Source organism: Pseudomonadota bacterium, from assembly GCA_018242545.1.
GTDB lineage: Bacteria > Pseudomonadota > Alphaproteobacteria > 16-39-46 > 16-39-46 > 16-39-46.
Map to the genome: position 1 here is coordinate 1 of JAFEBT010000018.1, position 12,034 is coordinate 12,034.

A 12,034-nucleotide genomic window follows, 5' to 3' on the forward strand; every position below is an offset into this window, starting at 1 on the left:
ATTGCTTCCATTTGCAGAACATCATACTTGTTATTTTAATTTATGGAAATAGTATCATATCGTATTTACGCCCAAATATAGAAAAAAAGCATTATTTGGATTAATTCGAAAGGAACTTAAGGAGGTATTTCATCGTCTAGCAGAGCAAAAGGGATGTAAAATAGAAGAAGGATATCTTATGTCTGATCACATTCATATGTTGATATCAATCCCTCCTAAACATGCAGTTTCAAATATTGTTGGTTTTTAAAGGGGAAGAGCTCTATATGGGTAGCTCAGAATATTGCAAACAAACAAAAGAATTTTGTTGGGCAGAAATTTTGGGCTCGAGGATATTTTGTGAGTACAGTTGGGCTCAACGAGGAAACAGTTCGAAGATATATCAAGAACCAAGAAGTTGATGATCAGCGGACTGAACAATTGGCCCTGTTTTACAGGTAATAAGTAACACAAATCCGCTTTGAGCGGTTCATAAACAAACTCCCACTTCTAGTGGGAGTAAATGGCTTGGATATGCTTATTATGACTGAAAGAAATTTTAATAGATTTTTACTGATTTCTCTTCATTTACCTTATCCAAAACCACCGTCGAATAAGTTTCTTTTTTCTTTAGGTTATCTTTAAAAATTGAAGTTGTGTCATGGGGTATGGTTTCAGGCACATTAATTTTTTTATAGAAAAAAATAAGTACAGAGGAAAAAAAAATTAAGGAAATACCCAACATATCAAACCAAAAAAATTCTTTTTGGAATAATAAATAATCACTAACACGGCTAAAAATAATTTGATAAGCTATAAAAGGAACAATATCAGAAACTTGTGAATAAATATGGGCTTTAATATTACAATAGTAAGCCAAAAAAGTAAAAAGACTTAGTGTGATAAGTTCATAAAAGCATTCGAAATTGTAAAATTTTTGATTAAAAATACAAAATAAAAAGGAAAATGTAGAAATAAATATAAAAATTGTAATTGTATCACAAAAAGCATTTTTTGCATTAGAAAAATAATTTTTACAGTAAATTATATCAAAAACAAATAATAAAATTACAATAATAGGAAATAATATATAAAAATTAAAAATTTTTAATGTTTGAAATTCAGTTATAACACATATACCACTTATTGATAATAAATTAATTGTTAAATAAAATAAATTATATCTCTTTTCATAAAAAAAAATATACACAAAAGAAGCAATAGGTATTATTAATAAGAAAAATGAAAGCATCGTAATTTGAAAATAAGCCAAAGAGATATAAAAGAAAATAATTGCAGGATAAATAGCTATTGATCTAAAAAAATTAATTTTAAGATTTTTATATCCCTTTTTATATAATAGATAGGGAAATAATAACATAGACAGAAAGAAATATTGAAAAAATAGCATTTTATTTATTTCTGCATAATTTAATTCATTAACTTGATTTCTAATTACATAGGATAAAATAGTATTTGATACTGTGAAGAAAAAACATGATAATATTTTAAACATGCATGTTTTTAGTAAATAAGAATTTTTATAAATTCTAAAATTGAGCATCATAAATCTTAAGTTTCTCATGAAGTTCTTGGTAATAAAGTTCACATAAGGCATCTCTAGAATATAAAGATGTTTTAATTTTAATATTTTCTAAATGAGATTCTACAGTTCGAGAAGAAATATTCATTATATCAGATATTTGTTTCGTCTTTATTCCATGAGCTAAGTAGTAGATTATTTTAATTTGTTGAAAAGTAAGATAACACGGCTGTTCTTTCACATTCAGCTTAATTTTAGATAAATGAGCTTGATTCAAAATTGAATTGGTAAGATTAGAATTTTGAAGATTATTTAGATTTTTTAAAAAAAATTTATCTTGGCATTCTAAAAAAGTATATTGAGTACTATTAGTAAGCTCTGGAAGTTTTTGGTTTAAATATAGAATATAGTAATTAAGCATGCTTATATTATTAGAAAAAAATGGTACTATTTCATAGTTACTCAAATTAGTAGAAAAAGAAAATACATTTAAAGTGGTTTTACTTTTCTCCCAAATGCTTAGACCAATATTCTTATTACACAACGTCAAAGCTGAGTTAATATAGTTGTTTATATTATTATAGCCCTTTCCCCAAAAAGATACGTAAGAATTTTTATCATGAATAAAAATATTTTTTAGCAAATTTTTTCTCTGTTGATTGTTTGTAAAATCAATCGACTCCTCAAGGAAAAATTTAACCCATTCTAAATTAGAATCATAAATAGTATATTCTCCTTTTTCTATAAAAAAACTCATACAACCAACAGAATTAATAGGCGAATTTTCAAATAGAGGAATGGTTAATTCTTTTAATTTTAAATTTATTTCTATGTTTTTTTGAAATAGGTTTTTTTTATTTTGCTCCATCAAAGTTTCCATAAGATTAGAGAAAAAATACTTTCTTTATTTTTAGATTTTTAAAAAAGTTTTATATGAGTCACTTATTAGCTTATCGGTATAATTTTACTCTCTAAATTTAAACAAAATTAAATTTAATCTAATAAAAAAGCATTGTAAAGCTTGATAATAAAAACTCTCTGAATAAGAACTCGATAACTCTGTAATTTAAAGAGAAAATAGACATTTTTATAGTTTTTTTAATTTTTTCCTCTTAATTCACATAAATACTATTCAATCAAGCATAGAAAGCCCAAAATATTTTCAAAATATTCTTAATTTTAGTCAATTGCTGGAATAAAAAAGTGGCGGGAGTGACGGGACTTGAACCCGCGGCCTCCGGCGTGACAGGCCGGCGCTCTAACCAACTGAGCTACACCCCCCTAAAAGACTTTTTAAAAAAATCTTATAAAAGATTGATATTGCCTACCCTGTCACACCTCTTATGTCAAGTGTTTTTCGAGCTATAAGAAAGGACACATGCATTTTTTTAAATTTAAAAATCGGCTAAATTGATATAAAGATTAAGAAAACTTCCTTTAAAATTCTTTGCACAGGCTCTACCACCGTAAAACAACGGATCCCCAGGTCAATCCTCCTCCCAGGGCTTCCAAAACAATAAGATCCCCTTCTTTAATAAGATTCTTTTTCTGAGTTTCCCAAAGAGCTAATGGAATTGTAGCGGCAAAAGTATTTGCATGTTCACCAAGCGTAATAATAAGCTTTTCAGGAGGAATACCAAGACGTTCAGCAACTGCAATCATAATACGTTTGTTTGCCTGATGGGGAACAAGCCAATCAATATCAGAAATTGTTAAATTATTTTTCTCAAGGGCCTCTTGAATCCCCTTGGTCATCTTCTCAACAGCATGCCGATAGACTTCACGTCCTTGCATAAGGATTGTTCCCGCTGTTCCTGTTGTTGAAACCCCACCTGTTGTTTCTAAAAGACTTGAAAATTTTCCATCTGAATAAAGCGACGTAGAAAGAATCCCGCGATTTTGTGTGTTTTGTTTAGGAGAAATCGCTTCCACAACCATGGCCCCTGCTCCATCACCAAATAAAACACATGTTGTGCGATCAGACCAATCTAAGATGCGTGAAGAAACATCCGCGCCAATCACCAGGGCTTTTTTTGCTTGTCCAAGCTTTAAAAAATTATTGGCAAGGGTAAGCGCATAAACAAATCCGCTACACACTGCTTGAATATCAAAAGCAAAACCTTGAGAAACACCTAAAGCATGTTGAATCAAAACAGCTGTTGCAGGAAATGTCTTATCGGGTGTTGCCGTTGCACATATGATGAGATCAATCTCATCCGCTTTAATGCCTGCATCTTTGAGAGCCACTTCACAAGCTTTAACCGCCAAAATTGAAGTGGTTTCATGGGACGCTGCAATGCGACGTGCTTCAATCCCTGTTCTTTCATAGATCCATTCATGGGATGTATTTAAGCTTTCTGAAAAATCATCATTAGAAAAACGTTTTTCGGGTAAAAAGCCGCCTATTCCTTTAACAATAACTGAATTCAATTCCATCAGTTCTCTTCCTGAGTTTTAACCTCTGATTCTACTTGAGCAAGAAAAGCTTTAACATCTTCCATATTTATCTCTATTCGTGATTTAAAACCATGAGAAAGCATGTCGACAGCAACAGAAATTGCGTTTGAAAAGCCTAAAGCGTCCGTTGATCCGTGACTTTTTATGGCAATCCCATTAAGGCCTAAAAATATGGCACCGTTATAACGGCTTGGATTCATCCGTTGAAAAACATGCTTTAATGTTGGAAGAGCAAAGAAATATCCGATCTTCCCTAAGAGTGATCCAGCGAAAGCATCTTTTAAAAAGGATCGAATAAGACGCGCTGTTCCTTCTAATGTCTTAAGTGCAACATTTCCCGTAAATCCATCTGTGACAACAACATCTACCGTTCCTTTAGAAATATCATTTCCTTCAATAAACCCATAAAAATTAATGCCAGGATAATTTTTTAAATAATCAGCTGCACGCCTCAAAACAGGACTTCCCTTAAGATCTTCTTCACCAATATTTAAAAGACCCACACTTGGATTCTTATATCCTAAAACATCTGTTGCAAAAACAGATCCCATAATTGCAAATTCAACAAGATTAAACTCATCGCATGCAACATTTGCACCTAAATCTAGCATGACTGTTTCTCCTCCCCGTTCCGTTGGAAGATAGCTCGCTATGGCGGGACGAGAAATACCTTTTACTGTTTTCAATAAAATTTTAGAAAGAGCCATATATGCTCCCGTATTTCCCCCAGAAATCACGCCCAAAGCTTCCCCGTCAGCAACAGATTGAATAGCAAGAGCCATGCTCGATTTGCGACCAACACGCAAAGCTGCAGAAGGCTTCATCTCATCATTAACAATGATATCGGTATGACGTATTACCGCGGCGGCTGAAAGTTTTTTATCATCTTTTAAAAGGGGACTTAGTTGTGTTTCGTCTCCAAAAAATAAAAATTTTAAGCGCGGATATCTTTCAAGAGCAAGTCGGGCGCCTTCCACAACCACTTGGGGAGCTTTTGTTCCCCCCATTGCGTCCAACGCTAGAATGAGTTCTTGATTCATCTTCATTTGAATTTTTCGAAAAACCTTAATATCAGCCTCAACATTAGTATTCAACCTTTTGTTTTTTCAACAAAAAAGTAAGAACCATCTTATACGATATCCTTTAAAAAATATCAAACGGCTTTGCCAACAGACTTCATTTTTTTAATTATGCTCAAAAAGTGTTTCTCTTATTCCCTTAATTTTATCTCTCTATGGGAAAAAATTTTAAGAACATATCTTATGTTTAGATCATTGTCCTGCTGTGCTCGCCTCTTTAACAGTATCGCGCCCGGCATAATGTCCACATGAAGAACAGACATGATGGGGTCTTTTTAACTCACCACAATGTCCACATTCTCCATATGCTGAAGCTGTCAAAGCATGATGAGAGCGTCGCATGTTACGACGTGATTGAGACGTTTTTTTCTTAGGAACTGCCATGATAAAACTCTTCTATCGAAATGCTAAAAAAAGATCTGCTAAAGATCCTTACCAAGATTATTTTAAATCTTGTTTAAAGATCTACTACTATATGTGTTCCTTTGGATACATTAAAATTTTTCAAAATGCAAGGCCGAATCCTTTTTCTCATTTTTTTACAAAGAAATCATTAGAAAGTGGCCCCAAGTACTTAAGCCTTCCTTTGAGTACAAAAAATTTCCTTAGTTCAAAGTTTTTCCAATAAAAGAACACTCTTTCTTTCTCGAAAGAAGATCACAGCCAAAATACTTCCAACTCCCATTAAAAAAACAAGAGTCATAAAAAGCCATCCAAGAACAGGAATAAGACTCAAAATACTAATAATTCCGAGCGAAAGTGTAAACATAAGAACATCACGGCCTAATGAAATTTTTTTCTTTAAAGGTGTATAGAGAACAAGCCATTGGGCAAAAATCCAGATACCGATAATTTTTCCCAAAAAAAGAAGAGCAAAATAAAAAAGAAAAATGAGAAAAGCAAAAGGAATGCCTACAAATGTTAAACACATTAGTATTCCAAAAAAAGGAATTAAGACAAGCCCAACCAAACCAATTCCTAATGATCGTCCAGGGTTTTCAAGCGCCATTTGTGTTAAGTCTTGAAGAAAAAGAGGTGTTGCTTGATAAAAAAGAAAAATACATCCAATTGCCACGAGCCAAACAAATAAAAAAAGAGCTAAAGACCAAAGTGTTGAACTAAAATCCCAATATTTCTGAACTTCTTTTGTTATGATTTCTTCAAAAAAATGAAAGGTTTTTGCCCATACTCCTGCTTCAAATATTTGATCATTATGAGCTATAGCTTCTGCTTGCGTGGGATTAAAATATGTAATTCCCCCAATAATTTGAGCCTCCTTAGAGAGGGTTAATAACGCCCCTTTGGGGCAAGAAAATCCTTGTTTTATAATGGCTTGATTCCCAATAACAATTTTATGTGCATCCAATAAAACTGCCCCTTGCATAATACCATTAATATAGACTTTACGCGCCTTAATATAAGTATCACCTAAAAGAGCTCCTTTTAAGAATACTTTCTGAGCGATAATTTTGCTTTGTCCTTCAACAGAAGCATTTTGCATAAAATATACTTTTGAAGCAAAAATTTGAGCATCGCCTTCTATTAAAGAGTTTATGGTTACCCGATTTCCGATCACTTCAAAATCTCCCTGTACAGGAGATAAGATTGCAATATTTTCACCTAAAGCATTAAAATCACCTGACGTTTCATTTTCTAAAACAATTTGTGATCCAACAACGGTTGTATCTGATTCCGCTGTATTTTTAAGATTAACATTAATCCCCATATGAACACGTGATTCAGGAAAAACATTGCTTTCAGAACAAAGCCCAACCTTGCTCAATCCAAACAAAAAAAGCACTCCAGCTATTTTTAAAAAATTAACATATTGATTTCTTTGATTTTTCATTTTTCCTCTCACTAAAGAAATACTTTTAATTTTTTTTAATTTTCAAATAAAACTGCTTTAAAAGAAGGAGTTTTTGAGCCTCTTATCCCAAAATAAAAGGCGTCTATAACATTTTGAATTTTCAAAAATCTTATTAAAAGTCCTTAGAAATTTTGTCCAATTCCTCTTGAGTACAAAATCCTAAAACGACCGGACTCTTAGGTTTAATATTCGTCATATTCCAATGTGTTCTATTGCGAAGAGCAATAACTGTAGCCTTTGTTGTTCCGACAAGTTTTATAACATCAGCATCTGAGATAGATGGATATTGCTTCAAAAGCCACGCAATGGCATCTGGCCTTTCACCGCGACGTGCACGCGGTGTATATCGTGAACCTCTTCCTGAATCTTGTTTTTTTGTTTTTGCATTTAGAAGAATTTCTGATAACGAAGTTTGGATCTTTAGTTTTTCATGAGGATTTTTCTCACATCGCTCAATTTCTTCTTGAGTCAATTGCCCCATAGCAAGTGGACTCGCTCCCATCATTCCTTGAGAGGATTCTTCATTTGCAATCGCTTGCACTTCTAATAAGTGAATTCCACAAAAATCAGCAATCTGTTGAAAGGTTAGTGTGGTATTTTCGATTAACCAAATTGCAGTAGCCTTTGGCATTAAAGGAGCTGTCGAAGGGGAATAAAGAGACATAAATTTACTTCTTTCTTTCAATTTTCAAAGCGATAACCTATCTAGACATCCTCTTTTTCTTTAAAAAGAGAAACCTCTCAGATTTAAATGACTGCTTTTTACAAAAAAGAGTCTGCTTTCACCGTTTTAAGCAATAACTCGACCTAAGAATGCCCTGCCACTTTAATCTAAAATGAAAAAATTCGCACTTTTCATAAACGGATTATAAGGAGGTCGGCAGAAGAAATCAAGAGTAGGATGAAGAAAATATATACTAAAATCTCTTGCTTTTTCATTGAGATGCTAAATAGACCCCTAGCCCAATTGAAGGTTTATCTTTAAAAAGTACCTTTTCAGTTTGAGCTTAAGAATTTTTAATATTGCAAATAAATTCCTGCTACAGTATAGTCAGTCTAGTTAGACTAATATACAAGAGAATGTAAGATGCATACATGGCAACTCCAAGAAGCAAAAGCAAAATTTAGCAAACTTGTTCGTTTGTGTTCCACCGATGGCCCTCAAATTATAACTGTTCGCAGTAAAGAGGAAGCTGTTTTGTTATCTAAAAGAGAATATGATGCCCTTACAAAATCAAATCTCTCTTTTTTAGAGCTTATGAATCAATCCCCATTCAAAGGTGTTGAGCTCGATATTGATAGAGATAAATCCATGCCAAGAGACACAGATGCGCTACTTGCTTGATACAAACATCGTTTCTGAAACTTATCGGCAGAAACCTAACCCTGAAGTTATTCAATGGCTAAAAAATGTACCCTCCGAAAAGCTTTATATAAGTGTATTAACGATTGGAGAAATTAGAAAAAGTATAGAAAAGCTAAATGACCCTCAGCGAAAAATAAAGCTTATAACCTGGTTAGATGTTGTTTTGTTAGACTGGTTTGATAAGAGAGTCCTGCCTATAGATTTAGATGTAGCCGAACAATGGGGACGTCTAGCCGCGCATTACACTCTCCCAGCTATTGATGGTTTATTAGCGTCTACTGCTTTCGTTCATAACCTAACATTTGTCACACGAAATGTGAAAGACTTTAAGATTAATGAACTCCATATTATAAACCCTTTTGTCTTAAACTCCTAAAAAACTTTTAACTTCCTGAATTAATTGAAATATAGCGTATAAATATGAACACGCAATGAAGAGTTGTTAAAAAAAAATAAAGAAAGCGATTGTAGATTTCTCTTTAAACCAGTAATGTAGAAAAAGTTAAGTGCTTCGTGCACGTATAAGTTTTTCTAAGACACCCTAAGACTCTGTAAATATTTCAAAGGATTTTCAGGTGTCTATATAGTTCAGTTCGTTTATTTTAGTCCTTCCAAAGAATAAAATCCTTGGGAATTCTTCATAGGTTTTTAAACATGACGCTTCAAAAGAATCTTATGACTATTGCTTCTTTTGTTTATGTAATTCAACATTTTCCAAAAAAATTTATATTTTTGGAAAAATTTATGACCTTTAAGTTCTTCTCAAAAAACAACTTCCTTGGTGGTTCTTTCCTTCAAAAAGGAAAAAAACGTATCATGAACTTTTTTAAGAAAAAGCATCTTTTTTTCAACAGACTTTTGACGCACTATAAGATCTTCAAAGACAAGGTGTTAGAAACTGATTTAAAATATAATCAAATCAATATTTCTAAAACAAATCTTAAAACTCTATACCATTTGTTTCCAGCTCTTTTGGGCCAGAACTATAATACTAGGGTCTTTATCCTGTTTTTTAAGAATCATTGGTGCGCTAAACCGTCTTTGCCTTAAACAAAACGGAGATTTTTTTATGACCAAGCGCATGCTCATTGATGCTAGCCATCCTGAAGAAACACGGATTGCTGTTATTAACAATTTTAAACTTGAAGAATTTGACTTTGAGTCTGCCCATAAGCTTCCTCTTAAGGGAAATATTTATCTGGCAAAAGTCATCCGCGTAGAACCTTCTTTACAAGCTGCTTTTGTTGATTATGGGGGGGGACGCCATGGATTTTTAGCTTTTAATGAAATCCATCCAGATTATTTTCGTATCCCCATTTCTGACAGAGAAAAGCTCGAAGAATTGGAGAGGTCCGCCCAGAGTGCTTTTCCTGATGACGAAAAAGAAGATCTTTCGATACTTGGGAAAAAATCCGCCTCTTTAAAAAAATCTTCGACTAAAAAAACCTCTTCAAAAGAATCTATTGATTTTTTAAAAGTTATTGATACCACAGATGAAACACAATCAAATGAAGAAACTTTTATCTCTTCCCCTTCTCAAAGTCATGAGACTGAAGATCTTGATATTGATTCTGCTCGTCCCATGCAAAGCCCTCGCATTTTCCATAAAAAATATAAAATTCAAGAAGTTATCAAAAGTCGTCAAATTCTTTTAATCCAGGTTGTTAAAGAAGAGCGTGGAACAAAAGGAGCAGCACTTACCACCTATATCTCACTTGCTGGGAGATATTGTGTTTTAATGCCCAATGCATTAAAAGGAGGTGGGATTTCTCGTAAAATTACAGATGTACAAAGTCGAAAAAGGCTCCGATCTCTGCTTGAAGACCTTGAACTTCCACCCACCATGGGCGTAATTGTTCGGACGGCTGGAATGGAACGCACGAAGCTTGAAATCAAAAGAGACCTTGATTATCTTTTAAAGCTCTGGAACGATATTCGAGAACTTACCTTAAAATCCTCTGCACCTGCTCTCATTTATCGTGAGGGAGATTTGATTAAAAGGACATTAAGAGATTTTTATTCAAAAGATATTGAGGAGGTCGTTGTTGAAGGAGAAGAAGCGCATAAAAATGCAAAAGATTTTATGCGGCTTTTAATGCCTAGCCATGTAAAACGTATTCGATCCTATAAAGATGACACGGCTCCTCTTTTTCGGCACTATAAGGTTGAAGAACAAATTGATGAAATGTACAGTTCTGTTGTTCAACTAAAGTCTGGAGGATATATCGTTATTAATCCGACAGAAGCTTTAACTGCCATAGATGTAAACTCCGGAAAAGCGAATCGTGAACGTCATATCGATGAAACAGCTTTAAGAACAAATCTGGAGGCAGCGGAAGAAACAGCTCGGCAAATCCGCCTTCGAGACCTTGCTGGTCTTATTGTTATTGATTTTATAGATATGAGCGATCCGCGTCACAATGCTGCCGTAGAACGTAGGCTACGTGATTCCATGCGCGAAGACAGAGCACGCACACAGCTTGGACGTATTAGTCCTTTTGGTCTTCTGGAACTTTCAAGACAACGTCTGCGGCCAAACTTATTAGAAGCAAGTTCTATCCCCTGTGCCCACTGTCGCGGAACAGGAATGGTTCGTTCAACTGAATCAGTTGCTCTCCAGATTTTACGGACACTTGAAGAGCATCTAAAGGTGCCTTCTTCCCAAAATACTGAAATAACTGTAGCCCCAGTCACAATTTATGCACAACACGCTGTCGTCTCTTATTTATTAAACCAAAAACGTGCTCATCTTTTAGATCTTGATAAGCGTTATTCTCTCGCTATTACGATTCTTGGAGATGATCAGCTCCTTGCAGCTGACTTTAAAATTGTTTCTCCTTTCCATCCTTCTTTAGAAGATGAAAAATCTCTTGAAGCTCCACGCAAAGAAAACCGAAAACGTTCAGAGCAAAAACCTGAAAATCTTGCTCAAGTTCTAACGGCAGAGGATAATTTAGAAACGGAAGGCTCTCTGCTTTCTCAACAGCGCCATTCTGCAAAAAAAAGGAATCGTCGCAATAAACATAAAGCGCGTCGAGAATCAAACTCTCTTCAATCTTTTGACACAGAAACTCCTGTTGTCTTAAAAAATAAAGAAGAAATTCCTTCTCTTTCTACAAATAATCCTTCAGAAATTTCTTCAGAAAATGTGTCCGAAAGACCGCACCATAAAGCTCGAAGATCTTTCCGTAAAACACGCCAAGGGTCATTTAAACAAAACTCTCAAATCGATCAAAACTTTGTTGTAATTTCAGATTCTCAGCCTGAAAGTAAATCTGTTGAAGTAGAAACGCCTTTCTCCGCACATCAAGATAAATCTTCTTCTGTTGAAGTTTCTTCATCTTCAGAAGAGAGACCTTTTCGTCGAAAAAGTAGATACCCCCTAAACTCTCGAAATCGGTCTTTCAAAGACAGAAAACGAGAAGATTCAAAACCCTTACCTCCAGCCCAAGAAAAAGAACTGCTTCCTTCTTCTGAGCAACAAGAGGAAAAATCCAAACCTACTCCTTCCCACCAAGCAAAAGAGCATAAAGCCCCTTCTATTCCTAAATCTTCCGAAACTTCAGAGGGCGTTCGTAAAGGATGGTGGCAAAGGCTCCTTGATTAAAAAGAATTCTAAAAATTTTAAAAATGCCAGTTTATTATGAGAGTTAACCTTATATCTACTGGCATTTTTTTATAGCAAAAGAAAGATGAGATATTAACGCCTTTTTCCCTTTAAAGAACATGTATTAAAGACA

At 34.0% G+C, this 12,034-nt stretch carries 10 protein-coding genes, 1 tRNA gene and 1 pseudogene; 4 read left to right on the forward strand and 8 right to left on the reverse strand.

The window, feature by feature from the left end:
- Positions 1-58: 58 nt before the first annotated feature.
- Positions 59-441, forward strand: a pseudogene (tnpA, locus tag JSS34_03680) (IS200/IS605 family transposase).
- Between the two features lie 97 nt (positions 442-538).
- Here tnpA and JSS34_03685 read toward each other — a convergent pair.
- From JSS34_03685 to JSS34_03720, 8 genes are all read right to left on the reverse strand, one after another.
- Positions 539-1,546, reverse strand: a complete 1,008-nt coding sequence (locus tag JSS34_03685; GenBank protein ID MBS0185437.1) for a hypothetical protein — start codon at positions 1,544-1,546, stop codon at positions 539-541.
- Positions 1,530-2,390 (reverse strand): helix-turn-helix transcriptional regulator, encoded by an 861-nt coding sequence (locus JSS34_03690; GenBank protein ID MBS0185438.1) that lies wholly within the window; start codon positions 2,388-2,390, stop codon positions 1,530-1,532. The genes JSS34_03685 and JSS34_03690 overlap by 17 nt, the downstream gene beginning before the upstream one ends.
- A 336-nt stretch (positions 2,391-2,726) precedes the next feature.
- A tRNA-Asp gene (locus tag JSS34_03695) sits at positions 2,727-2,803 on the reverse strand.
- A gap of 177 nt (positions 2,804-2,980) precedes the next feature.
- On the reverse strand, positions 2,981-3,958 hold the full coding sequence (locus tag JSS34_03700; protein MBS0185439.1) for a ketoacyl-ACP synthase III: 978 nt from the start codon (positions 3,956-3,958) through the stop codon (positions 2,981-2,983).
- Positions 3,958-5,019: a phosphate acyltransferase PlsX gene (gene plsX, locus JSS34_03705; GenBank protein MBS0185440.1), complete on the reverse strand. Its 1,062-nt coding sequence runs from the start codon at positions 5,017-5,019 to the stop codon at positions 3,958-3,960. The genes JSS34_03700 and plsX overlap by 1 nt, the downstream gene beginning before the upstream one ends.
- A gap of 231 nt (positions 5,020-5,250) precedes the next feature.
- On the reverse strand, positions 5,251-5,442 hold the full coding sequence (rpmF, locus tag JSS34_03710; protein MBS0185441.1) for a 50S ribosomal protein L32: 192 nt from the start codon (positions 5,440-5,442) through the stop codon (positions 5,251-5,253).
- A 226-nt stretch (positions 5,443-5,668) separates the two neighbouring features.
- Complete coding sequence (locus JSS34_03715; GenBank protein MBS0185442.1) at positions 5,669-6,907, reverse strand: hypothetical protein; 1,239 nt, start codon at positions 6,905-6,907, stop codon at positions 5,669-5,671.
- Positions 6,908-7,040: 133 nt separating this feature from the next.
- Positions 7,041-7,592, reverse strand: coding sequence for a DUF1013 domain-containing protein (locus JSS34_03720; protein ID MBS0185443.1), 552 nt, complete (start codon positions 7,590-7,592; stop codon positions 7,041-7,043).
- A 423-nt stretch (positions 7,593-8,015) separates the two neighbouring features.
- On the opposite strand from JSS34_03720, the gene JSS34_03725 reads away from it, so the two are divergent.
- The 3 genes from JSS34_03725 to JSS34_03735 all read left to right on the forward strand — a co-directional run bounded on the left by JSS34_03725 (position 8,016) and on the right by JSS34_03735 (position 11,901).
- Complete coding sequence (locus JSS34_03725) at positions 8,016-8,273, forward strand: type II toxin-antitoxin system Phd/YefM family antitoxin (GenBank protein MBS0185444.1); 258 nt, start codon at positions 8,016-8,018, stop codon at positions 8,271-8,273.
- A complete protein-coding gene (locus JSS34_03730) occupies positions 8,257-8,670 on the forward strand; it encodes a type II toxin-antitoxin system VapC family toxin (protein ID MBS0185445.1) in 414 nt (137 codons plus the stop codon). Before JSS34_03725 ends, JSS34_03730 begins: the two co-directional genes overlap by 17 nt.
- Positions 8,671-9,363: 693 nt before the next feature.
- Entirely contained in the window at positions 9,364-11,901 is a 2,538-nt protein-coding gene (locus JSS34_03735) for a ribonuclease E/G (protein MBS0185446.1), read from the forward strand.
- The last annotated feature ends 133 nt before the right edge of the window (positions 11,902-12,034 follow it).